The following is a 26,351-nucleotide window of genomic DNA, read 5'->3' on the forward strand; positions in this document are numbered from 1 at the left end:
GCGATCAGACCCCTGACGAATCCGGGTCAACAGCTTCGAGCCGCGGTGGAAAGAGCTGTCGCCCACCTGAAGAACTGGCGCATGCTCCAGACCCGCTACCGCGCTCCGCTGGCCAAGTTCAGTGAGGCCCTGTCCGTGATCATCGGTCTGTACTTCTTCACTCGATACTTCGAGGCTTATGAATAAACCTCCAGGAGCCGAGCGAGGAACTCTACGACCGATCTTGTGGTGAGAACCGTCCTAACAGGGGCCTTGCGTCTGTGTGGGGTGATTCCCCGGTGTCTACTTATGTCTCTTTCATGAACTTGAACCGGTTTTCCGGGTCACGTTGCTTTGGGAAGGCCTCAGTGTGGCTTTCGATAACATGCGAAGGGATATTCCTGGGCTTTGGGAAAGGGGTGGTTGATATGGCTCCATGAAGAGGGTGGGGTGGGTGCAGTCATTTTTGGTGAAATTTGGGTGGGGTCTAATCATGTCATGTTTGTTTTGGGGTGGCGAGTGCGGATGATTTACAACTCACTTCTCAGTGAGATGGTTGACATGAGTATCGTTGACTCGATTTCTGATGGTGATATGACCGAGTTTCACAAGGAAGTTCTGGATGCTGGTTGGTGTGCAGAGGCTAATGGTGCCTGGGTGCTCCAGCGTTTTCGTGAGGACTACTCGGGTATTGTTTCGAAATTCTCTGATGTTACTGGCTATGAAGCCGCAGTTAATGGTAGGTCGATTCCTGATTTTGATATCGAGGAAGGGGAGTTCCTGGCTGAGTCATTGTTTCGGCGGGCGTATTCCTTTGCTCGGAGGGCCCTCCTTGATCTGGGCGAGATTCCCGGATCTCCGCCAGCTGTCGCCTATGTATCAATCTCCCCGGCTCTCTATGATGAATCGATTATTACCGGCCATGTTACATTCTGTGCGGCCAGGGAGGAGGAAAGACCTTATATTGAGGAGGTTTCGGGTTTCACTTTGTCTGGAATTCTCTTGCTGAGTTCATCTGATTTTCACACGGACTAATGACTTGGGCTGGCTCTGAAGCGGTCTCCCTTGTGGGTGGGGTGCGTCAAAGCTGATCAGTTCTTCTGCTCCTCTTCGAGAAGAATTTCGGTTAGATAGGCCAGGATTCAGTTCAGTCATAAATCAGGTGGGACCGAGAGGCAGCCCCGGGCGCCGCTGGGTCGGGGGCAGATGTAACCGCAGCGAATTCTCCGGATCCTCAAAGCTGAACGTACGGTTTTCCAGATGGTTCTTTATTCGTGACTGAAGCGCCTCGACCAGGTTTAACTCCCGGGGTTTACTTGGGCGGGTGCGCTATACTCAAACACGTCCGATCCGCTAGCTTCTGGTTCGTCCTACGAGCGGTGTGTGAATTCGTGCTATAGCAAGGCAGGAAGCTTCTTAAAGTGGCAGGGCGAGATGAATAATGAAGCAGCCAATCGGCTCTGCATTAAGCATGGCGAAAGACATTATTGATCAGCCGAGATCGGATGGATGGATATCATCTGTGCAGGATGCGGTGGCAGCTATTCGTGATTTCGCTCAGATTGAGTTTAATGTCCCGTCTGGTCCTGACTCAGATGGATTCCTTTTTCAATATTGCGAAGTGAACTGGTTTTCTGAGTCTACGTTCACGTTGGGTTTTGTGCGTCAGATGGAACTGGTTGGCGCAGAGGTGGAGCATGAAGGCTACTTGTAGGTTGAATTTGAGTATCGGTACCTTTCCGATGCCGACCTTCGGTCGCTTAAAAGTCACAGTTCCTGGTGGTTCCGCGGGGATGGGATTGTTTTCGATGAATGGCTCGGCCTGGTGCAGCGATCCCCTGTTTGGAAAGTAGTTGAAGGAAAAATTCCTATGGGTTTCTACATAACGCAGGAGTTTGCCTGAACTTGATAATTCTTAGGGTGAGGATGGTGGTTCCGGCCTACAAGGACTACCTGGAGATCCCTGGCGGGTACATGGAGCACGGGGAGGTCCCGACTCGGGCCGTGGCGCGTGAGGTGAAGGAAGATTTGGGGGTCGCTCCGCCGATCGGGCGGTTGCTGGTCGTGGACTGGGCACTCACGCCATCGGAGGGGGTAAACAGTTGTTCGTCTTTGACGGCGGACTGCTCGACCAGTACTGGCTGGACCGGATCGTCCTCGACCAAGACGAGTTGGCGGGATAAGGGTTCCATGAGGTGGCCGAGGTTGGGATGGCAACGATCCCCCGGCTCGCTCGAAGGATTACTCAAGGGGATCGTGCACGTCGTGAAGAGACCACGCTCTATCTGGAGAGCGGCGAGGCCGTCGCGTAACGGATTACCGGTGGCTGTGGAGAGTGGCCTCGACGAAAGCGTTCCACTCCGTGCGGGTGAAGGTCAGGTGGCCCAGCTCTCTGTTCTGGGTGTCTCGCACGTCGGCTCCGGTCTCGTGCTCCCGGGATTCGACGCACTCGTTGGTTCCGCCGCTGTAGCTGCTCTTGTGCCAGTCACTCATTGTCAATCGCCTTCATCTCGTCGTAGATGGCCTGCAGTGTTTCCTGTGGGTCCCTGGCGGCTCCCTGTAGAGCAGTGAACACCATACGGCTCCGGTTGATGTCCGCTGAGCCGGAGATGATGCGGCCCTCCTCAGCGGATTCCATGTACACCACCTCGGGTTCTTCTGCTGTGGTGATGATCCGCCTGGGCCCCGACGTCCCCGCGTGCCGTGGTGCCCGGATCGGAAGCATCTGCACGGTGACCCGTTCACGCTCGATCTGATGGGCTACATACGCCAACTGCTCTTTTTGTACCTGCGGGGAGCCGTAGCGTCGCCAGAGCACGCTTTGGTCGATGATCAGCCAGATCACCGGAGACGTGGCCTCTGCCATACGCTTCGCCCGGTCGTTCCTCTCCTTGGCCAGGGCGAGGACCTGCTCCTGGGAAAGCCACGGTGCTCCATATCGGATGAGCGCGTACGAGTACTCCTGTGTCTGGAGATAAACCGGGAACACCAGAGGCTGGTACTCGAACAGGGCGTCGGCATCGTGGGTTCGTTTGGTGACTTCGTGCAGCCACACCTGGCGTCCGGAGCCCGTGAGCTCCTCCCAGAGCTTGTCCAGCCTGCCGTCGCTTTCAAGGACTTCGTCCAGGAACTTCCTCAACCAGGGGCGCGCCATGGCTCGGCCGTTCTCGACGTCGGACAGGTGTGAATCGCTGATGGTCGTGCCTCGCTGGCTGATCCTTCGTGCCAGGGCCTGCTGGGTCAGCTCTGCTTCTACTCGAAGCCTGCGTAGCTCCCGCCCGAATGCCTTCAGATCCCGTTCGTCCGTGTGCATGTAGCCATAGGAACACAAGGGGCGACGCCCTGTGGGGGATTCCAGAGAATTCCAAGCGCCTGTGGAAGATTCGTGAGCTCTCCGAGCAGCCTTCACATGCCATTGCCCCAGGCCACACCCTTGCTGTCGCGGGCCCGCAGCCACCAGCGCGACAACGAAAGGAACCGGTGGATTCCATGACTCCCACCCGGCCGCCCCTCGACCTGCCCCGGCGGATCCGCTGCACAGACCCCGAGCAGGCTTCTCTGGAGTGCGGGCACCAGCTCTGGCACCTCAAGGCCGCCCGTAGCTGGGCCACCCACGTGGCCCGCACCACCCCCGCCAGCGCTGACCCGCTCCTGGTCTCGCTCTCCGAGCTGCACACCAACGCGTTGAATCACAGCGCTTCGGGGCTGCCCGGTGGGCGGGTGCGTGTATCGAGATCGAGCGGCGACGGCGACTGTTCCTGCTCCGTGTCACCGACGACGGGCCCCGCCCCGAGGCGGAGGCGACCGTGCCCGAGGCACGCCCGGTGGAGGGGCTGTGCGGGGCTGACGGGTTGCTCGTCGAGGGCGGATACGGCCTGGCCCTGGTGGACGCGATGGCCCTGTACTGGGACTTCACCCGCGAGCCCGACGGCGGGTTGATGGTTCGGGCCGCTTTCGACCGATCCGGGCGAACCCGGATTGCCGCGTGAATCCCCGCGATCGGATTGTGGCCGACAGGGGTTGAAGCAGCTCGCTCACCCAAGCGAACATCGACCACCCCTCGCGGGAACGGCGTGTCCAGCGGGGGATCCAGGGCCGTGGGCCCTGTGCGGCGTGGCTGGGAAGCGCAGCCCCGGGCGGCATGAAACCTCGGGGCCACAGACACCCGCCCATGCCGAGCAACGAAGAAGGACCCAGAAGTGGAGGCGCCCCGACGCGGTGCGGCGAACACCGGGCCGGGGCTGAAATCCCCACCTGAATGAGCAGGAGGAGATCCGTGGAGAAGCCTACTGGTAGGCACCGCAAACCCGTACGGGGCTGGGGACAGCGCGTGCGGTGGCTGTTCGGCGCGGTCCTGGCCGCCGTGCTGTGCAGCCCGCTCGAAGTCGCAACGCGCCGCAGCATCGACCGTCCCAGGGGCGAAGGCCGGGCGGTGCTGGAACGCCGCGCGACCCCCAAAGCCCTGACCGCCTCCTCTGCCGTGACGCGGAGCAGGACGGTGGCCGAACTCGCCGCTCGGGAGGGCGAACCCCAACCTGAACCGGGGCCGGTGCGAGTGCCGCGACCCCGACAGCCCCACCCCTCGGAGCAGGGGTGGTGCGTGGACGACGACGGGGTGCGCGGGGTGCGCCCCTACCTGTTCCACGACGCGGAGCGGGCTCGCCTCAGCAGGGAGCACTCCTCGGTGGTGCAAGCGTCGGGGGAGTTCGATGATCTGGCCGCCGCGGTGCGCACCTGGTTGAGCCTGGCCACCTGAGGCCACACTTCTCGTCTCGGGGCGGTGCCGTAGGTCGCATCGCCCCGATTCCCTGCTTCGTGAGTCAGGTCTGAGCCGCTCTCGCAGACCACACCCCGTATCGGGTCCCGGGGCGCTCGCCTGGAGGAGTCTTCACGGGAAGGCCTGTCCTTCGAGTCGCCCGTCCCCGTCCAGCCAAGGTTTCTTGAAAGCGGGTATCTGGGTCGCACCCCTGTTCGGAATTCTGGCTGTCCTCATCTATGAGTGGGCGGTGCCGATGCGGGTGCGCGACATCCCCATTCGGGCTACCAGGTTTCGGTTTGATATGAACCTGTATTTGGTGGCCGCCGGATAAAGAGGGTTGCGGCCCCGGGGTCATTCGGCCTGGTCGGGCGGCTTTCTCTGGTTCCGGTTTTTCAGATGGCGCTAACTATATTTTTGGACTGCATTTATACCGGAGGAATTTGTGGGCGCCGATGGGAATTGGGTAAATTGCTGGTGGTTGGAGCGGGGTATTGATGCCCGCTCGGATTTCTTTTCGGTCGTAGTTAGAATGTGCAGGCACCACCCGTAATGCGTCGTTCCCTGACCCGCGCGACGGCGGCTTGTGTGGCTTACACCCTCGTGCTTTCGATGGGGGTCGCTGCTCCTGCCGCAGCCGACGCCGATGCCTCAGCCGCCACCGGTGGCACGGCCGCCTCCGAGCAGCGGAGCGGTGAACTGGGCGGGATCCTCCCTGCCGATGTGGCAGACCGCAACCTGACCGGGTCCGATAGCACTTCTGCCGCCGATGGCACTCTCGACCCCGCACATTTCGGCGAGGGTCGGAGCGAGACCGAGAGTTCCCTGTGGACCTACGTCGACCTGGCCTCTCCCGACAGCCCCCACCATGGCGCGGAGATCACCAGCGTGGGTACCGGGCGCCTCGTGTGGGACCGCGTCTACACCCGTAGGGCCCTGTTCCGGTTCCCGGTCGAGTCGGGTCCGGGAGCCGCTGTGGACTCCGCCGTGCTGCGTACCGAGGTCGCCTGGTCCTATGACTGCCACAGCGACTCCTTCCTGGAACTGCACCGGGTCGACCCCTTCGACGGCGGGACCACCTGGAACGATCAGCCGACGGCCCGCGCCCTGCTCGACACGCAAAGGGTCAGGGGCGGGCGGGCCGCCTGCCCGGTGAGCGGCGGTGTCGAGTTCGACGTGACCGAGGCCTACCAGTGGGCCGTGGACCACGGAGAACCCCACATCGACCTGCGCCTCGGGGAACGCGACGAGTCCGGGACCACGGCCTGGCTCCGCTTCGACGTCGAGGACAACCCACCGGTACTGGCGGTCGACCGGAGCGCGCCGCGGGTACCGGCCGAGGGCTCCGATCCGACCGGTACCCCGAACCGCTCCCGGTACGGTGCGCAGGGCCCCGCCCCGATCACGTTCGCAGGAGGCCACGACCCTTCCGGCGACACCGTCCCGGCAGGCACGGACCTGGGAGGCACCCCCCCCCGGAAACGCGGACCCGGGGGTCCGGGGAGCCTCCGACATCCGAGCCCAGGTCCCCGCCTCCAGTGACCGGCTCCGAGCCGGGGACGGTCGGGTCCCCGACCTACGGGGGGAAGGGGCGGGTTCCCCGAGCGCTTCGCACGCTCACCCGCAACGGGACGGGGCCATGGATCTCCAGGCCAGGGGACCTCCGGCCCGCACACCGGTCGGAGAACGCACTCGGGTTCACCGACCACGGGATCACGGTTGACGGACGACGGCGCCTCTCTCGCGGTACGTCCTCCGGTAGGGCGGGGGACGCATCGGCGGTGGCCCGAGGGGTAGGGCCGGTCGGTTCCGGAGCGCCACGGCGGCGAGGTGCCCGGAAACGGCCGAGGGGACCGTGCCGAAGCAGCACCGGCCACGGAGCAGGGTGGCCGCCCGCGGTGAGGGCACGGTTCCGCGCCGATGGAAGAGGCGTCCGTCCCCGATACCGCAAACGCCTGGGGCAGAGCCGGAAGGGGGCTGCGCCTCAGGAGGGCGCTGCGGCCGGGAACCCCTGTGCGCATGGGCACCGCACAGGGGTTCCCGGAGCGCCGACGCCGGACCGCTCCTCGGCGTGCCGTGAACCGCGGACGCGGGTGTCGTGCTGCCTCGTTGGCGGATCAGGGCGCGTGCTCGGAACCAGGCCGAGGCCACCCGTACGGTCCTGAAGCAGCCGTCGTGCACGCCGGTGACCGCGACCCCGCCTGGGGTGGCGGGTCCGCGGTCACCGCCGCGCCTACCGGCTCAGGCCGGTCAGGCCCCGCCGGACACCCGGTCGGGTTCTCCGCTCCGCTCGGGCCCGCTTCGCCGCAGCCGCCACCGCAAGCCCGGCAGGATCGGCGCGGAGCCGCCCACCCGGCGCTTGTTGTAGATGTCGAAGGCCACCGCCAGCAGCAGCACCAGGCCCTTGATGAACTGCTGCCAGTCCACGCCCAGGCCGATCAGCGACATGCCGTTGTTGAGCACGCCCATGAACAGGGCGCCGATGACCGCGCCGATCACGCTGCCCACACCACCAGCCGCTGAGGCGCCGCCGATGAAGGCCGCCGCGATGGCGTCCAGCTCGAACATGGTGCCCGCGCCGGGGGTGGCGGCGTTGAGCCGGGCGGTGAAGACGAGCCCGGCCAGCGCCGAGAGCACCCCCATGTTCACGAACACCCAGAACGTGGTGCGCTTGGTGCGGATACCCGACAGCGCGGCGGCCCGCTCGCTGCCGCCCACCGCGTACACGCGCCGCCCCATCGTGGTGGAGCGCATCACGAACGCGTACCCGGCGATGAGCGCGACCAGCAGCACGCCCACCAGCGGCAGGCCGTTGTGGCCGGCCAGCGTGTAGGTGAAGGCCACGATCACGGCCACCACCAGCGCCGAACCGGCCGCGGTCACCGCCGCCGGGGCCGTGGGCAGGTCGCGTGCCAGGGAGCGGGCCCGCGTGCGCCACTGGATCCACACGATCACCGCGGCCCCGCCCAGACCCAGGGCCAGGGTGGGCAGGTGCAGACCGTCGGTCTGCCCGGGCAGGAACCCGCTGGCGATCACCCGCAGCGACTGCGGCAGGGGCGCGATGGACTCCCCGCCCAGCACCGCCAGGGTGGCGCCGCGGAAGATCAGCATCCCGGCCAGGGTCACGATGAACGCGGGCACGCCCACGTAGGCGATCCAGAACCCCTGCCAGGCGCCGATGAGGCCGCCCAGCAGCAGGGCCAGGGGGACGACCACGACGGTCGGCAGGCCCCAGGAGGTCAGCATGATCGCCGACACCGCACCGGTGAACGCCACCACCGAACCGACCGACAGGTCGATGTGCCCGGTGATGATCACCAGCATCATCCCGATCGCCAGGATCAGGATGTAGGAGTTCTGCATGATCAGGTTGGTGATGTTGAGCGGGGTGAGCAGCAGCCCGCCGGTCAGGACCTGGAACAGGATGATGACGGCGACCAGGGCGATGGCCATGCCGTACTGGCGGGTGTTGCCCCGCAGCAGCTCCCGCAGGCGGGAGCGCGAGGGGTTTCGGGTCAGGTCGTTCACGTCGGGTCCCCGGTTCGGGTCATGAGTCTCATCAGGGTCTCCTGGTCGGCGTCGGCCCGGGGCACCTGGCCGGTGATCCGCCCCTCGCACATGGCGTAGACGCGGTCGCACATGCCCAGGATCTCCGGCAGCTCCGAGGAGATGAGCAGCACGCAGGCCCCCTCGGCCGCCAGACGGCGCACGATCAGGTAGATCTCGTACTTGGCGCCCACGTCGATGCCGCGGGTGGGCTCGTCCAGGATCAGCAGGTCGGGCCGGGTGAACATCCACTTGCCCAGCACGACCTTCTGCTGGTTGCCGCCGCTGAGGGTGCGCACCGTCTGGTTGACGCCGTGGCTGCGCACCCGCATGCGTTCGCTCATGCGCTGGGCCTCCACCGTCTCCAGGCCCGGGTCGATCACACCCCGGGTACAGACGCGGCCCAGTGCGGCCATCGTGGTGTTGTGGCGGATGTCGTCGTCCAGGACCAGCCCCAGGGACTTGCGGTCCTCGGGCACGTAGGCGACCCCGGCGGCGATGGCGTCGGCGACGTCGCCCACGCGCAGTTCCTCGCCGTCGCGCAGCAGGGCCCCCCGGACGTAGCGGCCGTAGGAGCGCCCGAACAGGCTCATCGCGAACTCGGTGCGCCCGGCGCCCATGAGCCCGGCCAGTCCCACGACCTCGCCGGCGCGCAGGTCGAGGTCGACCCCCCGCACCATGCGCCGCCCCGCCTGGGTGGGGTGGTCCACCGTCCAGTCGCGCACCTGGAAGCGGACCGGGCCGATCTCCCCCTCGCGGTCGGGGTAGCGCTGGTCCAGGTCGCGGCCGACCATCCCGCGGATGACGCGGTCCTCGTCCACGGAGGGGCGGCCGTCGGCGTCGCGCTCCACGGCCAGGGTCTCCACGGTCCGGCCGTCGCGCAGGATGGTGACCTCGTCGCTGACCCGCATGATCTCGCCGAGCTTGTGCGAGATGAGCACGCACGCCACACCCTGTTCGCGCAGTTCCAGCAGCAGGTCCAGCAGCCGGTCGCTCTCGGCTTCGTTGAGCGCCGAGGTCGGCTCGTCCAGGATCAGCAGCCGCACGTCCTTGGCCAGTGCCTTGGCGATCTCCACCATCTGCTGGGCGCCGATGCTCAGCGTCGAGACGGGCGCGGCCGGGTTCTCCTCCAGGCCGACCCGGAGCAGCAGTTCCCGGGCACGGGCGTGGGTGGCGCCCCAGTCGATGACGCCGAAGCGGGTCACCTCGTGGCCCAGCAGCACGTTCTCGCTGATGGACAGCTGTGGGATGAGCGCGAGCTCCTGGTGGATGATCGCGATCCCGGCCCTTTCGCTGGCGGCCACGTCGGCGAACGCGCGGGGCTCGCCGTCCACCTCCACCAGGCCGGTGTAGGAACCGGCCGGGTGGACACCGCTCAGCACCTTCATCAGGGTGGACTTGCCCGCCCCGTTCTCCCCCATGAGGGCGTGCACGCTGCCGTGGGCCACGTCCAGGGACACCCCGTCCAGGGCCCGCACCCCGGGGAACTCCTTGCGGATGCCGCGCATGCGCAGCAGCGGCCCCGGGGCGGCGGGTTCGGTGTCAGCGCTCATCATTCGAGCTCGGACTCCTCGTAGTAGCCGCTCTCGACCAGGACCTCGTGGTAGTTCTCCAGGTCCACCGAGACCGGCTCCAGCAGGAAGGAGGGCACGACCTTGGTCCCGTTGTCGTAGCTGTCGGTGTCGTTGACCGGTACCTCCTCGTCGGCCAGCACCGCCTCGGCCATGTCCACGGTCTGCGCGGCCAGCTCGCGGGTGTCCTTGAAGACGGTCTGGGTCTGCTCCCCGGCGATGATCGACCGCACCGAGGACAGGTCGGCGTCCTGGCCGGTGACCACCGGCAGGGGGCGGGCGTCGGTGCCGTAGCCCACCGCCCGCAGGGACTCGATCACCCCCAGGCTGATGCCGTCGAAGGGCGACAGGACCGCGTGCACGTCCTCGTCGGAGTAGTTGGCGCTGAGCAGGTTGTCCATCCGGGACTGGGCGACGGAGCCGTCCCAGCGGGTGGTGGCGATCTGCCCCATCTCGGTCTGGCCGCTGCGCACCTCCAGGGTGCCGTCGTCGATGTGCGGCTGCAGCACCGACATGGCGCCGTCGTTGAAGAAGTAGGCGTTGTTGTCGTCGGGGGCTCCGCCGAACAGCTCGATGTTGAACGGGCCGTCCTCGTTCTCCAGGTCCAGGGAGTCGACGATGTACTGCCCCTGGATGACGCCGACCTCGAAGTTGTCGAAGGTGGCGTAGTAGTCGACGTTCTCGCTTCCCATGATGAGGCGGTCGTAGGCGATCACCGGGATGCCGCTGTCGGCGGCGGTGTCCAGGACGTCGCCCAGGGCCTCCCCGTCGATGGAGGCGATGACCAGGGCGTCCACGCCCCGGGTGATCATGTTCTCGATCTGGGAGATCTGGTCCTGGACGACGTCCTCGGCGTACTGCAGGTCGGTGCCGTAGCCGCGCTCCTCGAACTCGGCGACCATGTTCGCGCCGTCGTTGATCCAGCGCTCGGAGGACTGGGTGGGCATGGCGATACCGATGACGCCGTTCTCGCCGTCGGTGCGGGCGGCGTCGCCGACACCGCCGCAGGCGGTCAGCAGCAGAGCCCCGGTGGTGAGGGCGGCGGTCAGGGCCGTGTGTGGTGGACGTGGCATCGTGAGGTCTTCTTCCTGGAAGGGGCCGGTTCAGCCGTTGGCGGGGGAGAGGGTGATGACGGACCAGGACACGGGCGGCAGCACCGCGGTGAGCCGACCGTCCGCCAACCGGACGTCCTTGGCGGGCCGGGGCACGACCCGGTCGGGGGCGTCCATGGTGTTGGCGGCGTAGGGGTCCTCGTCGGACAGCGTCTGGGCGTCGGTGACCGCCCCGGGCGCCACGGCGCTCAGATCGGCGTCCAGGGTCAGGTGCTGGTCGGTGGAGCGGTTGACCACGAACAGCGACGTGCTTCCGTCCTGGTCGTCGTGGGTCACGACGGCGTCCAGCGCGGGAACGGTGCCGTGGCGCTCGGTCGCGTACTCGGGCGTGCTCAGGCGGGTGCGCAGCACCTGGCCGCGGGCCGCGCGCGCGGTGAGCGCGAAGGGGTGGAAGATGCTCTGCCGCCAGGCGGGGCCGCCGGGCTCGGTCATGATCGGGGCGATGACGTTGGCCAGCTGGGCCTGGCTGGCGGCGGTGACCCGGTCGCTGTGCCGCAGCAGGCTGATCAGCAGGTTGCCGACCACGACGGCGTCGGCGACGTTGTACTGGTCCTCGATGACGCGCGGTGCCACCCGCCAGTCGTCGGTGGGCTGGACGGCGGCCTCGGCCTGGTGGCGGCTCAGATACCACACGTTCCACTCGTCGAAGGAGAGCTGGATGCGCTTGGGATTGCGCAGCCGCGCCCCCACGGCGTCGGCGGTGGCGGTCACCGAGTCGATGAAGGCGTCCATGTCGGTGGCGCTGGCCAGGAAGGAGCCCAGGTCGCCGTCGTGCTCCTCGTAGTAGGCGTGCAGGGAGACGTACTCGACGCTGTCGTAGGTCTCCTCCAGGACGGTGGCCTCCCACTCTCCGAAGGTGGGCATGGAGGACCCGGAGCTTCCGCACACCACCAGTTCCAGGTCGCGGTCGGCCGTCTTCATGGCGCGGGCCACCTGCGCGGCCTTGCGCCCGTAGGAGCGGGCGTCCAGGTTGCCGATCTGCCAGGGGCCGTCCATCTCGTTGCCCAGGCACCACATGCGGATGTCATGGGGGGCGGGGTGCCCGTTGGCGACCCGCTGGTCGGACAGGTGGGTGCCGTCGGGGTGGTTGCAGTACTCCAGCAGGTCCAGGGCCTCGGCCAGGCCCCGGGTGCCGAGGTTGACCGCCATCATCGGTTCGATCCCCAGGTCGCGGCACCAGGTCATGAACTCGTCGAGGCCGAACTGGTTGGTCTCGATGCTGTGCCAGGCCAGGTCGCGGCGGACGGGGCGCTGTTCCCGGGGGCCGACCCCGTCCTCCCACTTGTAGCCGGAGACGAAGTTGCCGCCGGGGTAGCGGACGGTGCTCACCCCCAGCTCCCGGACCAGGTCGGCGACGTCGCGCCGGAAGCCGTGGGGGTCGGCGGCCGGGTGGCCGGGCTCGTAGATACCGGTGTAGACGCAACGGCCCATGTGCTCGACGAAGGAGCCGAAGGTGCGCCGGTGGACGGGGGCGACGGGGTCGGCGGGGTCGACGTGCAGTGAGGCGTTGAGCATGGGTCTCCTCGGTTGGTGGGAGGGTCCGGCCTGTGTGGAGCCGGGCCCCTGGCTGATCCCGCGGTCGCTATCGGACGTAGGGCCATCCGTCGTCGGTCCAGTGCAGTTCCCTGATGGCCATCCGGAAGTCGAAGTCCGGGCCCAGGTCGGTGTCGTAGTAGGTGTAGGCGAGCAGGCCCCCGGAGACGGACTGGCCGCCGGATCCGGTGATGGTGCCCTCGTCGGCGACGATCACGGTGCCGCCGCCCTCGAGCATCGGGACGCCGTCGGCGTCGAGGTAGGGGCCGGTGATGTCCTCGGAGCGGCCGACGGCGATCTTGTAGTCGCTGTCGACCCGGCAGCAGTGGTCGAAGGAGACGAACAGGTAGTGGTAGCCCCCGTGTGCCGTCAGGAAGGGCGCCTCGACGGCGTTGGGCGCTTCGGTCCGGTCGACCAGGTGCACGGGCTCCGCTCCCTGGACCGGCTTGCCGCTGGGCCAGTCGAGTTCGACCAGGTGGATTCCGCTCCAGAAGGAGCCGAAGGTCATCCAGTGGCGCCCCTGGGCGTCGGTGGCGATACCCGGGTCGATGGCGTTGTAGGAGTCGCCCTCGAAGGACTCCAGCACCATGCCCTCGTCGACCCACTCGTAGGCGGGGTCGTCGGGGTCGAGCGTGGTGTTGGTGGCCAGGCCGATCAGTGACCGGTTGGAGCCGAAGGTGGAGGCGGCGTAGTACAGGTAGTACGTGCCGTCGGAGTGGTGGATCTCGGGTGCCCAGAGGGTCTCCACCCCGGGCACGGCCTCGTCGATCCATCCGGGCCTGGTGTCCCAGACGGTGCCGGTGAACGTCCAGTACGAGCCGTCCGGGGAGGAGCGGATCTGGATGTTGCCGTCCCCGATCTCGGGGTTGCCGGTGCCGAAGACGTACCAGTCCTCGCCCTCACCGCCCGCGTGCAGGCCGGGGTCGTGGACCCGCAGCCCGCCCGCGAAGGGGTGGAGGTGGTCGGGCTGGTGCCCGTACAGGGGCAGCCCGGGGTTGTTGGGCGGAACGTCCCAGTCGTCCTGGGCCGAGGCCGCCGTGGCCTGGGAGCCGGGCGGCGGCCCGACCAGGTTGGCGGCCAGCACGGCCGTCAGCGTCGCGGCGGCCAGTGCCGTCACGGTCCAGGGGAGTGCGTGTCTCACGGGGGTCTCCTGGGGGTCGGGAGCGGGTCAGCCCTTGATGCCTGCTCCGGCGACACCGGTGACGATGTGCCGCTGGAACAGCAGGAAGACGATCAGCAGTGGGAGGGCTCCCAGTACCGCGGAGGCCATGACCTGCGCGTACTGGATCCCGTAGCCGCCCATCACCGTGCCCATTCCGACGGGGAGGGTCATCGTGTCCGGGTCGGTCGTGACGAGGAACGGCCACAGGAAGTTGTTCCACGCGCCGATGAAGGTGAAGATACCGACCGCGGTCAGGATGGGCCGGGACAACGGCAGCATCACGTTCCACAGGATCCTCAGGGAACCGGCGCCGTCGATCTTCGCTGCGTCCTCGTAGTCACGGGGGATGGCGTCGAAGAACCGTTTGAGGATGAACACGAACACGGGCGCGACCACCTGCGGCAGGGCGATCCCCCAGTAGGTGTCCACCAGTCCCAGCTGGGTCATCAGGATGAACTGGGGAACGATCAGGGTCTGCGGCGGGATGAGGATGCCGCCGATGATCAGTGCGAACAGCCACGGGCGGCCGCGGAAGTCGAAGCGGGAGAACCCGTAGGCGGCCAGCACGCACACGATGAGGGTCAGGACCGTGACGATCGAGGTCGTGACGAACGAGTTGAACGTCCACCGGATGATGTCCCCGCGACCCAGCACCTGCGCGTAGGCGTCGAAGGTGGGGTTGGCCGTGAACCAGGTCGGGGGCGTGATCGTGGTCTCGCCCTCGGGTTTGATCGAGGTCGCGAACGACCACAGCAGCGGAACCAGCCACAGCAGGGCCGCCAGGAAAGCGGTCGTGTAGAGGATGATCCGACCTGCGTTGGGCCGGCGCCCGCGCCGCACGGCCGCCGGGCGTTGGGGGGCGGCGGTCGGTGCGGGGCGGTCGGTGGTGGTGGTCATGTCACCCCTCCTTCCGGGAGAAGAGGCGGAACTGCGCCACGGAGGCGATGATGATCAGGACCATGAACACGTAGGCCATGGACGAGGCCAGACCGATGCGCAGCCCGACGAACCCGGAGTCGTAGATGTACTGGATGACGGTGCGGGTGGCGAAGTTGGGGCCGCCCCCGGTCATCAGGTAGATCTGCTCGAACACGCGGAGCGAGCCGATCAGCTGCAGGACGGTGATCAGCACCGTGGTGCGGGCGAGCAGCGGCAGGGTGATCCGGCCGATGCGCTGCCAGGCACCCGCGCCGTCGATCGCGGCGGCCTCGTACACGTCCTTGGGGATGGACTGCATGGCGGCCAGGTACAGCAGGTAGTTGAACCCGACCTGCCACCACGCCGTGGCGATGACCACCGAGACCATCGCGGTGTTCTCGCTGAACAGCCACTCGGAGCCCTCGAACCCGAGCTGGCCCAGGATCCCGTTGAACAGCCCCAGGCTGGGGTTGTACATCCACTCCCACATGAGCGCCATGACCGCCACCGGCAGCACGAACGGCGCGAAGAAGGACAGCCGCAGGAACCACCCCAGCCGTCGGGCGTGGTCGGTGAGCAGGGCCAGCCCCAGGGCGAGCAGCACCATGACGGGCACGCTCAGCACGGTGAACACGAGGGTGTTCCACAGGGACTCGTACAGCGCCGGGTCGGTGAGCGTCTCGTTCCAGTTGTCGAAGCCGACGAAGGAGACGGGGCCGCCGGCGAGGCTGCGGTCGGTGAACGTGTAGCCCAGGCCCACGATCGCGGGCCAGACCAGGAAGAGCAGGTAGAAGGCGAGGAAGGGGAGGACGTACCAGAGTCCCGTCCACGTGGCGGGCCTGCGGCGCACGTCCACCAGCCCGGATCCGGCCGTGCCGGACCCCTGAACGCGTGGGGTGTGTGTTCGCTCGGACATGTTCGCCTCCTACACCGGTGCCGGCGCGTTGATCATGGTGCGGAAGGTCCGTTTGAGCTGCTGCAGCGCTTCCTCGGGTGTCTGGGTGCCCTGGTGCAGCGCCGTCAGGGGACCTGTGGCGTCGTCCTGCAGGCGCCCGGCCGAGCCGCTGAACCAGGCCTCGGGTTCGAACTGCACGTTCTCGGCGGCCTCGCGGTACTCCGACTGCGGGTGCAGCCGGTCGTACTCCTCGCTCTCGGCGACCGGCAGGTAGGCGGGGATGTGGCCCGCGCCCTCGGACCAGGAGAGGCTGTTCCGCAGCATCCACGCCGCGTACTCCAGGGCTGCCCGGGTCCTCGCGGGGTCGCGGTCGCGCTGGTGCGGGAACACGTAGCAGTGCGAGTCGCCCCGGGTCCGGTGGTTGCCGAAGACGTTGGGGAACTGGGTGACGGAGAAGGACACGTCCGTGGCGTCCAGTGTGGTCATCTCCCAGTTGCCGTGGATCATCAGCCCCGACTGGCCGTTGGCCAGGTTGGCGGAGGTGTCCGCGCCCTGGGACACACGCGGCGACAGGCCTTCCTCGGAGAGCCGGTAGAGGAAGTCCATGGCGGCCAGGGCCTTGTCGTCGTCCAGCTCGAAGTCGTCCTCGCCGAAGACGAGCTCACCGTCCTGTTGGCGGTACAGAGCCCAGAAGTTGGACCAGGGCCCCCAGGTGTCGAGGGACAGCCCGAAACCGCCGGTGGCGGCCTTGATCTCGCGCAGGGCCTCGACGTAGGTGTCCCTGCCGTCGAGCGGTACGAGCCGGTCGTCGGAGTCCAGGAGCCCGACCTGGCGGCACACGTCCAGGTTGTAGAACTGCACCAGCAGATGGGTGTCCAACGGGATGGCGTAGAGCTGCCCCTCGAAGAAGCACTCCTCCCAGATGTTGGGCAGGAACATGGTCTCGTCGATCCCGGCCTCGGCCAGGGCCGCCGGATCGATGGGGTCCAGGAGGCGGCCCGGGGCCAGGCTCTCCAGCCGGGAGACGTGGACGGTGGCGATGTCGGCGCCGCGCCCTCCGGCCGCGCCCATGGCGACCTTGGTGTAGAAGGGCGCCCCCCACTCGAAGGTGGTGGCGCGGAAGTCGACGTCGGGGTGTTCCGCCTGATAGTCCTCGTGCATCTGCAGCATGCGCAGACCGTCACCGCCGCCGAAGAGGTTCCACTGGCGCAGACGGGTGCGCTCACCTGCCAGGGGGTCGTAGGCGCCGCAGCCGGCCGCCGTGACCGCGGCCGTGGTCAGGGCGGCGGTGAACAGTGTTCTGCGCCCGACACCGGGTACGGGCGGAGGGTGGTGGGGGGATGGGTGGTGCGAAGTGTCGCGCACGGTGTACTCCTTGCGCTGGGGGCGGGAGGGCCCGGAACGGGCCCTCCCTCTGGGGGGTGGGGGCGCCGTGCGGCGCCGGGGCCGGTCGCTCAGACCGGGGCGTACTCGATCCCGGCCAGCTCGCACAGGACCTTCCAGTCCTGGGCGATGTGGCCGGAGTTCATGACCATGTGGTGGGTGCCGCCCGCGCGCAGCCAGGCGTCCATGCAGCCCCGCACCCCAGAGGAGGGACGGAACTGGCCGTAGGGCATCTCCAGCGCGGGCAGTTCGGGGGAGTCCAGCACCTCGCCCTCGGCCACCACCAGCCGGAAGCGTTCACCGCCCAGCGAGACCAGGGAGGCCAGGGTCGCCGGGCCCGGCCGGTAGCGGAACAGGATGGTGGGCGGGTCGGCCAGGCCGCCGATGCCCAGGGGGCGTTTGATCAGGCGGGCCTGCTCGTCCTCGCGCGCCACCCGCCAGTTGCCCTCGCCCATGTGGCTCATCAGGATGGAGTCGCTGGGGAAGTCCATCGCGTACATCTCGGTGAAGTGGCCGTCCCCGGCCAGGCGGTGGCCCGCGTAGACGATCGACGCCGCCAGGACGTCGCCCTCACCGGCGAACCCGTACCCCTGCGCCATCAGGGTGGAGGCGGCGGCCATGGGCAGCCGGGCGAAACGACCGTCCTCGCCGATGGCGTCGAAGTGGGTGGAGTAGGCGCCGCAGCCGGACTCCTCCAGCAGGTGCTCGATGCCCAACTGCATGCGGGCGTGGTCCTCGCGCTCCTCCTTGGACAGCCGCTCGTCCACGTCGAAGGCGCCGTCCTCCCACGCCAGCAGGTCGCTCACCGCCTGCTCGGGCAGGTCGGCCATGGTGCGGTGCAGCGTGCCGGGGGCGATGACGTGCACCTCGGGGCCGAGCTTGCGCAGGAACGCGGTCTCGTCCACCCGGGCGTCGCCCATGCCGTTCATGGGATAGCCGAACACGCCCACGCGCAACCGCCGCAGGGCACTGACGGTGTGCGCGGCCCGGGCCCAGCGGTCCACCCGCGCGGCGAACTCCTGGCTCTGCCAGTCACCGGTGATGACGTCGAAGTCGACCCCGGCCCGGACCAGCGCGTTGGCGGTGTCCTGGGCCCCGTGGATGCCCTGGTTGTAGGTCATGTCGTCCATGTTCCAGGACGCGCTCACCGCGGGGTCGGGCTGGGTGTTGGCCAGCGCCACGGGCAGCCGGGTCCCGGTCAGCGCCCGGGTGACGCGGATGGAGGGGCCGTAGGTGAGCATGACGACCAGGACCCCGTCGAGGTCGGCGCCCTCGAAGTCGCGGATCGCGCTCTCGGCGTCCTCCCGACCCCGCACCGGCGGGGCCACGGTCCACTCGGCGACCTCCGATAGCCCTTCGGCGAGCCGCTGGGCGTAGGCGGCCTGGTGTTCGGTGATGCCGGGGATCATGGCGTCGTAGAGCGGCTGCATGATGCCGAGCAGGCCGATCCGGGGGCGGCTGGAACGCACCGCCGGGTTCTGGCTCGGGGGCGGCGTGGGTAGAGACACAGGGGGTCCTTACTGTCCGTAGACGTTCTGGTAGCGGTGGTAGAGGGCGTCCACGTCTTCCTGGGGCAGGCGCTCGACGGGCCCGCCCTGGCGGGCGATGTGCACGGTGCGGGCCACGTCCTCGCACATCACTGCGGCCTTGACCGCGGCCCTGGCGGTGGCGCCGACGGTGAACACACCGTGGCCGCGCATCAGCACGGCCGGGGAGCGTTGGCCCTCCAGGGTCGCGACGATGCCCTTGCCGATGGAGTCGTCGCCGATGAGCGCGAACGGGCCCACCGGGATGTCCCCGCCGAACTCGTCGGCCATCGCGGTGACGGCGCAGGGGACGGCCTCACCGCGGGCGGCCCAGGCCGTGGCGTAGGGGCTGTGGGTGTGCACCACCCCGCCCACGTCCGGGAGGGCCCGGTAGACGTAGGCGTGGGCGTCGGTGTCACTGGAGGGTTTGTGGTGTCCTTCGACCAGTCGTCCGTGCAGGTCGCACACGACCATGTCCGCCGGGGTGATGTCGTCGTAGGAGACACCGCTGGGTTTGATCACCATCAGGTCGGTATCGGGGACGCGCGCCGAGATGTTGCCGCTGGTCCAGGTGACCAGGTTCCACCGGGGCAGTTCCCCGTGCAGTTCGCAGACCTTCTGGCGCAGGCGTTCCACCTCGGCGCGGTGGTCCGCCAGCTGTCGCTGGAGCGGGTCGGTTGAGGTCATCGCTTTCCCTCGGGGGTGGTGGGGCCGCTGGTGTACGCGGCGTGTCGCAGGGACCGCAGGCGGCGCAGGCTGTCGCTGCCGCCGCGGCCGAAGTGGTCGTGGAGTTCGGAGTAGATGGCGAAGAGGGGGTCGTAGGCGGCGGCCCGCTCCGGGTCGGGGTCGACGGTGCCCTCGCGTACCCGGCCCATCGCCGCGGAGGCGGCGTGGACGTCGGGGTGGGCCCCGGCGGCGACCGCGGCGTGGATCGCCGAACCCACCGCGCAGCTCTGCTCCGTGGCCACCACGCGCAGCGGCCGGTTCAGGACGTCGGCGTAGATCTGCAGGACGAAGGGGTTGCGGACCATCCCGCCGCCGATGGTGAGGTCCTCGACCGGAACCCCGGCGGCGGTGAAGGCCTCGACGATGGTGCGGGTACCGAAGGCGGTCGCCTCCACCAGCGCCCGGTAGACCTCCTCGGGTCTGGTGGCCAGGGTCATCCCCACCAGCACGCCGGACAGCGAGTGGTCCACCAGCACCGAGCGGTTGCCGCTGTGCCAGTCCAGGGCCACCAGGCCGTGCTCGCCCACGGCGGCCTCGGCCGCCTTGCGGGAGAGCAGGTCGTGGACGGAGAGTCCGAGTTCGGCTGCCTCATCGTGGTAGGCGGGCGGCACGTAGGAGTCCACGAACCAGCCGAAGATGTCGCCCACGCCGCTCTGCCCGGCCTCGTAGCCCCACATGCCCGGGGTGATACCGCCCAGGGCCATGCCGCACATGCCCGGCACCTCGGCCAGGACCTCGGAGTTCATCACGTGGCAGGTGCTGGTGCCCATGATGGCGAGCATCCGCCCGGGAGCGGTGGTCTGTGCCGTGGCGGCGGTGACGTGCGCGTCGATGTTGCCGACGGCCACGGGCAGGCCCTCGGGCAGGCCGGTCCAGGCGGCGGCCTGTGCGGTGAGCCCTCCGGCGCGTTCGCCCAGCTGGGACAGGGGGTGGTCGAGCCTGCTCACGGCGAAGTCGGCGAAGCGGGGGTCCAGGGCGGCGAGGAAGTCCTTGGTGGGCCAGGACCCGTCCTGGTAGATGCCCTTGTAACCGGCGGTGGCCGCGTTGCGGGTCTCGTACCCGCACAGCTGCCAGACGATCCAGTCCGCGCCCTCGATCCAGCGTTCGGTGCGCTCGTAGACCCCGGGGTCGTCGCGCAGGACCTGCAGGGCCTTGGCGAACTGCCACTCGGAGGAGATCTTCCCGCCGTAGCGGGGCAGCCAGGGTTCACCGCGTTCGGCGGCCAGGGCGTTGATCTCGTCGGCCTCGGGCTGGGCGGCGTGGTGACGCCACAGTTTGGGCCAGGCGTGCGGGCGGCCCGCCAGGTCGGGGAGTTCGCACAGGGGGGTGCCCTCGGCGGTCACGGGCAGGACGGTACAGGAGGTGAAGTCGGTACCGATCCCGATGACCTGACCGGGGGAGACCCGGGCCTCGCGCAGGGCTGCGGGGACGGCCCGGCGCAGGACCTCGCGGTAGTCGTCGGGGTGCTGGAGGGCGGTGTCCGGTTCGAGGGGGTCCGTGTGGCCGGGCAGGTGGTCGGTGATGACCCCGTGCCGGTAGGTGTACTCGGCCGAACCCAGTTCGGTGCCGTCGGCGACCCGGACCACGACGGCACGGCCGGAGAGGGTTCCGAAGTCGACCCCGAGCACCACCGTGTCGGGTTCGGTACCCGCGGAGTGATGATTGTTCGCGCTAACATTCGCGGCCAACGAGAGTTCCCTTCGCGGATGGACGTGCTGAATAGTCCCCCTTGGCTGGCCAATGTCCGGGACTCCAAGAGGGCTAATGTGACCTGGGCAATATTGTTGGCGTTAACAATCGATGAAGTCAACCCCCCGAGGGCGCCCAAACCCGCACGACGCGCACGACGGAGCGCCCGCCCCGAAGAAGGGGAGCGGGCGCTCTGGAAGCGGTGGAGCGGGAGTGGGCCAGCGGCGGGTCAGGCCCTGATGGCGGATACGGAGGCGGGTTCGGATGCGCGGACGGAGGCCTCCGGGGCGGAGCCCCTGCGGTCGATCAGACCCGCGGTGACGGCGATGCCCAGGCCCGCCACGGCGAGGACCGCGCCGATCACCGCCGGGGAGGCGTAGCCGAACCCCATCGCGATACCCAGACCGCCCAGCCAGGCGCCTCCCGCGTTGGCTAGGTTGAACGCCGAGTGGTTGGAGGCCGACGCCAGGCTCGGCGCGGTACCCGCCCGGCTCATCACCAGGACCTGAAGGGGTGCGGTCACGCCGAAACCGACGGCGCCCAGCACCACGACGCCGATCGCGGCGGTCCAGGGGTTCTGCACGGCCACGGCGAACAGCGCGAGCACCACCGCCAGGCCCGCCAGGGAGCCGTAGATGGTGGGGCGCAGCCAACGGTCGGCGAGCGGGCCCACGATCAGCGAGCCCAGGGTCATGCCCACACCGAACAGCGCCAGCACGATCGGCACTCCGGCGCTGGGCATCCCGGCCAGCTCGGTCATCATCGGGGAGATGTAGCTGTAGACGGCGAACACGCCCGCGAAGCCGAACACCGCCGTGAGCAGGCCCAGCAGCACCTGGGGCCGGGCTAGCGCGGAGAACTCCCCGCGCAGGCCGCCCCGCTGGGCGATGGGCACGTGCGGCACCCAGCGGGCCACCCCGAGGACGGTGAGGGCGGCGATCGCCGCCACCACCAGGAAGGCGGTGCGCCAGCCGGTCAGCTGGCCCAGCAGGGTTCCCGCGGGCACACCGACGATGTTGGCGATGGTGAGTCCCAGCATCACCCGCGCCACCGCAGTGGCCCGGCGGGCGGGCCCGGCCAGGTGGGCCGCGACCAGGGCGGCCACCCCCAGGTAGGCGCCGTGCGGGATGCCGGCGAGGAAGCGGGCGGCCAGCACGGTCTCGTGCGAAGGCGCCACCACGGTGAGCAGGTTTCCCAGGAGGAAGACCGCCATGAACAGCAGCAGGGCGTTCTTGCGGGGCAGGCGTGTGCTCAGCGCGGTGAGCAGGGGAGCGCCGACCACCACTCCCAGGGCGTAGGCGGAGATGAGGTGTCCCGCGGTGGGGATGGACACGCCGAGATCGGCGGCGACTTCGGGCAGCAGGCCCATGATCACGAACTCGGTGGTGCCGATGGCGAAGGCCCCGAGGGCCAGAGCGAGCAGTGCCAGGCGCATGGATGTGCCCCTTCCGGAGGGTGGTGGAGTGTGTGCGGTGTCCGCGCGGCCTCGCGGGCGTCGGCCCAGACGTGATGGCGGGGTGGGGCGTCGATGCCCTGGGAGGTTCGTCGCCGTGTGATCGGGCGCGGTCCGGATTCGGGGTCGCGCCAAGTGATTTAGCACGTGCTAAATCAATGATGTCACCTATGAGCGCCGATCATCAACGGCGCGGCGCGTGATCTGCCTCGCGCCGGGCCCGGGCGGGCGCCCGGGGCCTGTGGGATCCAGCGGGCGAGGTTCAGGAACAGGCGGGGCGCGGGGGAGCGGTGCTTCCGCGAACGGTGAGCGTGGTGGGCAGCACCACGTGGGTGCACTCGGTGCGCCCCTCCTCCAGACGTTCGGCCACCGCGCCCAGAGTGAGCTCGGCGATGCGGGTCACGTCCTGACGGACCGAGGTCAGACTCAGGAACGACAACCGGGCGGCCCGGCTGTCGTCGTAGCCCACCACCGACACCTCCTCGGGCACCGAACGACCCGCGCGCAGCAGAGTCTCCAACAGTCCGCGCGCGGACTGGTCGTTGCAGCACACCACGGCCGTCGGCAGTTCCTCGCGGGCCAGCAGAGCGGCCGCGGCGCGGGCCCCCGCCTCCTCGGTGTAGGCGCCCGGCACCAGGTCCACGAACCCGTCCAGGCCGTGTGCGCGCATGCCCTCCAGGTAACCGGTCCGGCGCTCGGGGGCACTGGGCAGGTCACCGCCGTGCACGTGTGCGATGCGCCGGTGGCCCAGGGCGACCAGGTGGTCGACCGCCTGACGCACCCCGGAGACGGCGTCGGTGCGCACACTGTCCGTCCCGGCCGCGTTGGTGCGCTGACCGATCTCCACCACGGGCACCCGCTCGGCGACCCTGGCCAGGTCCTCGGGGGCCTGCGCGGACATCCCGATCAGTACCAGCGCCTCGCAGCGCAGCCCCACGAGTTCGTCGATCGCCTGGCGTTCGGTGCGGTTGGCCAGCATGGCGCTCAGGGCCACGCTGTAGTCGAGCCGGGCCGCCTCCGGGTACAGCGCCTCGACCAGGTCGGCGTCCATCGGGTGCTCCATGGTGAAGAGCACGCCCACCTGACGGCTGCGGGCCCGGCGCAGCAGCTGGGCGGCGGTGTCGGCGCGGTAGCCGAGTTCCTCGGCGGCGCGCAGCACCCGCTCCCGGGTGGCGGCACTGGGGCCCGGGCGGTCGCCCAGGACCAGCGAGACCAGCTGCCGGGAGACCCCCAGGTGCGCCGCGACATCGGCCATGGTCGGCCGCCCGCCGGGTGCCCCGCCACCGCTGTTCCCACTCGCCACTTCGGTCCCCTCCCACGCAGGCGCATCGTACCGTTGTCCGGGCCCGAACCAAGGATCCTCCCGGCGACGAACCTTCCGCGTTACCGGGACATCAGAACGTCCGGGGCGAGTCCCCCAGCTCACCTCCTTCGCCGACCTCCTCATGAAGGGCACCGATGTCCGTCTCCCCTGACACTTCCCCACCGCCCGGGCTTGCGTCGTTGGAAGCGGGTGACCCGGCCGAGGTCGGGCCCTACCGGGTGGTGGGGCGGATCGGTGCGGGCGGGATGGGTGCCGTGTTCGGGGCCCTGGACGTGTACGGGCGCTGTGTGGCGGTCAAGACCGTGCACGCTGACATCGCCCGTGAGTCCCGGTTTCGGGAGGCCTTCGCGCGTGAGGTCGAGATGCTGGGGCGGGCGGACGGGGTCAGCACGGCTCGGCTCCATGCGGCTGACACGGAGGCGGAGGTTCCGTGGCTGGCCTTCGACTACGTTCCCGGCCGTGATCTGCGGGCCCACGTGCGTGAGTTCGGTCCGTTGGCGGGTGGTATGTTGCGCACCTTCGCCCTGGGGGCGGCTGAGGGTCTGGTCGCGCTGCACGCGGCGGGGATCGCGCACCGCGACGTCAAGCCGGGCAACGTGATCCTGTCTCCGGACGGGCCGAAGATCGTGGACTTCGGTATCGCGGTCGAGGTCGGCACAGAGAACTCCGATGATCCGTCCTCTTCCTACGGCACCCCTGGTTGGACGGCCCCCGAGCGCTACTCCGGGGCGGTCGCGGACCCGTCGGCGGACGTGTTCGCCTGGGGTGGGCTGGTGGCGCTGGCCGCGACCGGGCGTGAGCCCTTCGGCAAGGCGGACGCGAACGAGCTCGCCCGGCGGGTGAAGGCGGGGGAGCACGACGTCGAAGGCGTACCCGAGGACCTGCTCGGCCTGGTGAGGGCCGCGCTGTCGGTGGACCCGAAACAGCGCCCGAACTCTCAGGCCCTTGTACGGGCGTTGATGCCGGTACCCGCCGAGGAAACGCAGAACCAGTACGGGCGCCCGCCGGCCACGGCCGATTCCCTGCGCGGGATGTTGCGCGACTACTGGCGCGGCGTGGACGACGCGGGCCACGACCCAGGGCGCTGGGCGGCGGCCCTGGGCGTCGCCTCCGTGGTCGGTCTGGGCACGAGCGCGCTGGGTTCCGGTGTTGTGGGTGCGGGCGCGATGGGATCGGGAGGCGCCGCTGGATCCGGTGCGGCAGCTGGGGCCGGTGCGGCAGCCGGCACGGCTGGAGCAGGTCCCACGGTTGCCGGTTCGGGGGCGGTGACCGCTGGGGGAAGTGCGGCCGGCACGGCGACCGGCGGCATGATGAGCGGCATCGCGACATCCAAGTTGGGCCTGGCGGGTGCTGGTGTGCTGGCGGTGGCCGGTCTGGCCGCGGGCGGGTTCGTGGTCTACAACCAGGTGAGCGAGAGCCCGTCGGAGACGGTCGCCGCCGCGGCGGGCGTGCTGGAGGAGAGCGAGGGGTTTACCGCCAGGGTGACCCGCTCCTTCTCCCAGTCGCATGCCGAGCGGGTCGCCGAACGCACCGGAACCCCCGTGGACCAGGTGGTGGAGGGCAGCCTGGTCGAGGAGGAGTACCTGTACTCGGCGGCGGACCAGACTTTCCTCATCCGGGGTGCGGCGATGGGCCCGGGTACCACAGGGGTCGCCAACCACCGGGGCGACCTGTACGTGTACGAACAGGGTCCGGAGGACGGCTGGCCCCTGCCCGAGCGGATCGAACTCGCTCCCGGCGTCGGTCCGGAATCCGTCGCCGTCACCCTGGTCACCGAGCCGCTGCGAGCCCTGGCCGAGAGGGGCGAGGCGGAAACGGTGGAGGGGCAGGAAGGGGTGTATACGGGGCCCACACTGTTCGGGCTCCTCGATGAGGGGGCCTTCGTGGAGACAGAGGCGATCGCCCGGGTCGAACTCGACGAAGAGGGGGCACCGCTGTGGGCCGAGTACACCACGGACCAGCGGGAGGTGCGGATCGACTTCGAGGAGAGGGACACCCGGGTGCCGATTGAGGATCCCCAGCTGTGGGCGCTCGACAATGACCTTCGCTGGGATGTGGTGTACGCCCCGGTCTGCGGGAGTATTCTCTCGGGCTGGCCCGCCCAGCAGGAATGGGATGTCCAGGCCAGCGGCTGGGACATGAGCTGCGACGATGCGATGGATATCGCGGGTGTGGTCGCGGACTCGTCAGGCCAGGAGGACCGGGTGACGTTCCTCTTCGGTCGGTTCTCCAGGAGTACGGCCAGGGCGATCGACGAAACGGTGGCCTGTGGCGACGGCTGGAACCTCGACTTCGGAGAGGAACCGGACCCCACCGAGAACGTCACCCCCCTTCTTCCTTGCAGGCCGATCACGAACTTCACCGAACCCACCGAGGCATCACCCGATTTCTATGACGCCGACATCGTCCCCATCATCCTGATCGACTTCCAGCTACGGGACTGACCTGCGGACGCGGCCTCGGGCACAAGAAAGGGGGCGCGCCACCGGGCGCGCCCCCTGAAGTCTGGCCGGTTCCACGTCCCCCAACGCGGAACCGGCCACGCGGCCCGCGCACTGAGTGCGGTACGGCCGCTGGGCGGCGAATACGGTGATCATTCCGTGTCGGAAACCCCCATTTACGACGCGGACACTCGTATTCGCTTGGTCTTGGCCGGGTCCCACGTCCCCCAACGCGGGACCCGACCGCGCGGCCTACGCACTAGGTGCGGTCTGGCCGCTGGGAAGGCGGTTGTAGCGATGGTTTCGTGTCGGAAACCCCCATTGCCGACACGAACGC

General features: G+C 68.7%; 21 protein-coding genes. 6 read left to right on the forward strand and 15 right to left on the reverse strand.

Features of this window, described 5'->3' with window-relative positions; translation table 11 throughout:
• Nucleotides 1-540: 540 nt before the first annotated feature.
• Together HNR07_RS05055 and HNR07_RS05060 are read left to right on the forward strand one after the other, a co-directional pair.
• Nucleotides 541-1,014 carry a hypothetical protein gene (locus HNR07_RS05055; protein WP_184362522.1) on the forward strand — a complete coding sequence of 158 codons (474 nt, stop codon included), beginning with the start codon at nt 541-543 and terminating at the stop codon, nt 1,012-1,014.
• 406 nt (nt 1,015-1,420) lie between these two features.
• Complete coding sequence (locus HNR07_RS05060) at nt 1,421-1,693, forward strand: hypothetical protein (protein ID WP_184362525.1); 273 nt, start codon at nt 1,421-1,423, stop codon at nt 1,691-1,693.
• 602 nt (nt 1,694-2,295) lie between these two features.
• On the opposite strand, the gene HNR07_RS05070 is transcribed toward HNR07_RS05060, so the two are convergent.
• Together HNR07_RS05070 and HNR07_RS05075 are read right to left on the reverse strand one after the other, a co-directional pair.
• Entirely contained in the window at nt 2,296-2,472 is a 177-nt protein-coding gene (locus HNR07_RS05070) for a DUF397 domain-containing protein (RefSeq protein ID WP_184362528.1), read from the reverse strand.
• Nucleotides 2,465-3,292: a helix-turn-helix domain-containing protein gene (locus HNR07_RS05075; RefSeq protein WP_184362531.1), complete on the reverse strand. Its 828-nt coding sequence runs from the start codon at nt 3,290-3,292 to the stop codon at nt 2,465-2,467. The genes HNR07_RS05070 and HNR07_RS05075 overlap by 8 nt, the downstream gene beginning before the upstream one ends.
• A gap of 493 nt (nt 3,293-3,785) precedes the next feature.
• On the opposite strand from HNR07_RS05075, the gene HNR07_RS34705 reads away from it, so the two are divergent.
• From HNR07_RS34705 to HNR07_RS05090, 3 genes are all read left to right on the forward strand, one after another.
• Entirely contained in the window at nt 3,786-3,968 is a 183-nt protein-coding gene (locus HNR07_RS34705) for a hypothetical protein (RefSeq protein ID WP_246420109.1), read from the forward strand.
• Nucleotides 3,969-4,255: 287 nt separating this feature from the next.
• Nucleotides 4,256-4,735 carry a hypothetical protein gene (locus tag HNR07_RS05085; protein ID WP_184373087.1) on the forward strand — a complete coding sequence of 160 codons (480 nt, stop codon included), beginning with the start codon at nt 4,256-4,258 and terminating at the stop codon, nt 4,733-4,735.
• Nucleotides 4,736-5,323: 588 nt separating this feature from the next.
• Nucleotides 5,324-6,277, forward strand: coding sequence for a DNRLRE domain-containing protein (locus tag HNR07_RS05090; protein ID WP_312893604.1), 954 nt, complete (start codon nt 5,324-5,326; stop codon nt 6,275-6,277).
• A gap of 708 nt (nt 6,278-6,985) precedes the next feature.
• Here the strand turns inward: HNR07_RS05090 and mmsB are convergent.
• The 13 genes from mmsB to HNR07_RS05155 all read right to left on the reverse strand — a co-directional run bounded on the left by mmsB (nt 6,986) and on the right by HNR07_RS05155 (nt 23,504).
• Nucleotides 6,986-8,263, reverse strand: a complete 1,278-nt coding sequence (gene mmsB, locus HNR07_RS05095) for a multiple monosaccharide ABC transporter permease (RefSeq protein WP_184362537.1) — start codon at nt 8,261-8,263, stop codon at nt 6,986-6,988.
• Nucleotides 8,260-9,837, reverse strand: coding sequence for a sugar ABC transporter ATP-binding protein (locus HNR07_RS05100; protein WP_184362540.1), 1,578 nt, complete (start codon nt 9,835-9,837; stop codon nt 8,260-8,262). Before HNR07_RS05100 ends, mmsB begins: the two co-directional genes overlap by 4 nt.
• Nucleotides 9,834-10,925 carry a multiple monosaccharide ABC transporter substrate-binding protein gene (gene chvE, locus HNR07_RS05105; protein WP_184362543.1) on the reverse strand — a complete coding sequence of 364 codons (1,092 nt, stop codon included), beginning with the start codon at nt 10,923-10,925 and terminating at the stop codon, nt 9,834-9,836. The genes HNR07_RS05100 and chvE overlap by 4 nt, the downstream gene beginning before the upstream one ends.
• Before the next feature lie 30 nt (nt 10,926-10,955).
• Nucleotides 10,956-12,479: an arabinosylfuranosidase ArfA gene (gene arfA / locus HNR07_RS05110; RefSeq protein WP_184362545.1), complete on the reverse strand. Its 1,524-nt coding sequence runs from the start codon at nt 12,477-12,479 to the stop codon at nt 10,956-10,958.
• A gap of 67 nt (nt 12,480-12,546) precedes the next feature.
• Entirely contained in the window at nt 12,547-13,638 is a 1,092-nt protein-coding gene (locus HNR07_RS05115; RefSeq protein ID WP_312893605.1) for an arabinan endo-1,5-alpha-L-arabinosidase, read from the reverse strand.
• Nucleotides 13,639-13,665: 27 nt separating this feature from the next.
• On the reverse strand, nt 13,666-14,556 hold the full coding sequence (locus tag HNR07_RS05120; RefSeq protein ID WP_184362547.1) for a carbohydrate ABC transporter permease: 891 nt from the start codon (nt 14,554-14,556) through the stop codon (nt 13,666-13,668).
• 1 nt (nt 14,557) lies between these two features.
• Complete coding sequence (locus HNR07_RS05125) at nt 14,558-15,493, reverse strand: carbohydrate ABC transporter permease (RefSeq protein ID WP_184362549.1); 936 nt, start codon at nt 15,491-15,493, stop codon at nt 14,558-14,560.
• A 9-nt stretch (nt 15,494-15,502) separates the two neighbouring features.
• Nucleotides 15,503-16,837: an extracellular solute-binding protein gene (locus tag HNR07_RS05130; RefSeq protein ID WP_184362551.1), complete on the reverse strand. Its 1,335-nt coding sequence runs from the start codon at nt 16,835-16,837 to the stop codon at nt 15,503-15,505.
• An 89-nt stretch (nt 16,838-16,926) separates the two neighbouring features.
• Complete coding sequence (locus HNR07_RS05135) at nt 16,927-18,363, reverse strand: L-fucose/L-arabinose isomerase family protein (protein WP_184362553.1); 1,437 nt, start codon at nt 18,361-18,363, stop codon at nt 16,927-16,929.
• 9 nt (nt 18,364-18,372) lie between these two features.
• Nucleotides 18,373-19,068: an L-ribulose-5-phosphate 4-epimerase gene (locus HNR07_RS05140; RefSeq protein WP_184362556.1), complete on the reverse strand. Its 696-nt coding sequence runs from the start codon at nt 19,066-19,068 to the stop codon at nt 18,373-18,375.
• Nucleotides 19,065-20,738, reverse strand: a complete 1,674-nt coding sequence (gene araB / locus HNR07_RS05145) for a ribulokinase (RefSeq protein WP_184371500.1) — start codon at nt 20,736-20,738, stop codon at nt 19,065-19,067. The genes HNR07_RS05140 and araB overlap by 4 nt, the downstream gene beginning before the upstream one ends.
• A gap of 287 nt (nt 20,739-21,025) precedes the next feature.
• Nucleotides 21,026-22,231, reverse strand: coding sequence for an MFS transporter (locus HNR07_RS05150; RefSeq protein ID WP_184362559.1), 1,206 nt, complete (start codon nt 22,229-22,231; stop codon nt 21,026-21,028).
• Between the two features lie 280 nt (nt 22,232-22,511).
• Nucleotides 22,512-23,504, reverse strand: coding sequence for a LacI family DNA-binding transcriptional regulator (locus HNR07_RS05155; RefSeq protein WP_184362562.1), 993 nt, complete (start codon nt 23,502-23,504; stop codon nt 22,512-22,514).
• A 203-nt stretch (nt 23,505-23,707) separates the two neighbouring features.
• Between HNR07_RS05155 and HNR07_RS05160 the strand changes: the two genes are divergently transcribed.
• Nucleotides 23,708-26,017, forward strand: coding sequence for a serine/threonine-protein kinase (locus HNR07_RS05160; RefSeq protein ID WP_184362565.1), 2,310 nt, complete (start codon nt 23,708-23,710; stop codon nt 26,015-26,017).
• The last annotated feature ends 334 nt before the right edge of the window (nt 26,018-26,351 follow it).

Origin of the sequence: Nocardiopsis metallicus, assembly GCF_014201115.1 — a bacterium.
Classification (GTDB): domain Bacteria; phylum Actinomycetota; class Actinomycetes; order Streptosporangiales; family Streptosporangiaceae; genus Nocardiopsis; species Nocardiopsis metallicus.

What these genes read in the sequence shown, in the direction of transcription:
- HNR07_RS05060 (WP_184362525.1), top strand. Translation starts at nt 1,421, where the DNA reads ATGAAGCAGCCAATCGGCTCTGCATTAAGCATGGCGAAAGACATTATT.
- HNR07_RS05125 (WP_184362549.1), bottom strand. Translation starts at nt 15,493, where the DNA reads ATGTCCGAGCGAACACACACCCCACGCGTTCAGGGGTCCGGCACGGCC.
- HNR07_RS05140 (WP_184362556.1), bottom strand. Translation starts at nt 19,068, where the DNA reads ATGACCTCAACCGACCCGCTCCAGCGACAGCTGGCGGACCACCGCGCC.
- HNR07_RS05160 (WP_184362565.1), top strand. Translation starts at nt 23,708, where the DNA reads ATGTCCGTCTCCCCTGACACTTCCCCACCGCCCGGGCTTGCGTCGTTG.
- arfA (WP_184362545.1), bottom strand. Translation starts at nt 12,479, where the DNA reads ATGCTCAACGCCTCACTGCACGTCGACCCCGCCGACCCCGTCGCCCCC.
- HNR07_RS05120 (WP_184362547.1), bottom strand. Translation starts at nt 14,556, where the DNA reads ATGACCACCACCACCGACCGCCCCGCACCGACCGCCGCCCCCCAACGC.
- chvE (WP_184362543.1), bottom strand. Translation starts at nt 10,925, where the DNA reads ATGCCACGTCCACCACACACGGCCCTGACCGCCGCCCTCACCACCGGG.
- HNR07_RS05100 (WP_184362540.1), bottom strand. Translation starts at nt 9,837, where the DNA reads ATGATGAGCGCTGACACCGAACCCGCCGCCCCGGGGCCGCTGCTGCGC.
- HNR07_RS05155 (WP_184362562.1), bottom strand. Translation starts at nt 23,504, where the DNA reads ATGGCCGATGTCGCGGCGCACCTGGGGGTCTCCCGGCAGCTGGTCTCG.
- HNR07_RS05055 (WP_184362522.1), top strand. Translation starts at nt 541, where the DNA reads ATGAGTATCGTTGACTCGATTTCTGATGGTGATATGACCGAGTTTCAC.
- HNR07_RS05075 (WP_184362531.1), bottom strand. Translation starts at nt 3,292, where the DNA reads ATGCACACGGACGAACGGGATCTGAAGGCATTCGGGCGGGAGCTACGC.
- HNR07_RS05150 (WP_184362559.1), bottom strand. Translation starts at nt 22,231, where the DNA reads ATGCGCCTGGCACTGCTCGCTCTGGCCCTCGGGGCCTTCGCCATCGGC.
- HNR07_RS05070 (WP_184362528.1), bottom strand. Translation starts at nt 2,472, where the DNA reads ATGAGTGACTGGCACAAGAGCAGCTACAGCGGCGGAACCAACGAGTGC.